Here is a 211-nt window from a genome sequence, read left to right on the forward strand (position 1 = left end):
TCATCGGCGCAAAGTCGTTTCACGGTCCTGTTCGGGATGGGAAGGGGTGGTACCGACTTGCTATGGTCATCAGGCATAAACTGTACGAGTGCCGCTGGTCAAAGCGTCACTCTGAATCTGGAAGAAGTGTTTTCGTAATCTGGTATCAACAAACAGCTGTCATCAACCCGGCTTTGACTGCCAAGGTTATAGGGACAAGCCGTACGGGCAA

Annotated in this window: 1 rRNA gene; it reads right to left on the minus strand. The window is 51.2% G+C overall.

Going from position 1 to position 211, the window contains the following annotated elements:
- Positions 1-74 (minus strand): 5S ribosomal RNA (gene rrf / locus AC3A6M_RS24955); the annotation flags it as partial.
- Positions 75-211 lie beyond the last annotated feature (137 nt).

Source organism: Telluria sp. Soil_C_11, assembly GCF_057657395.1.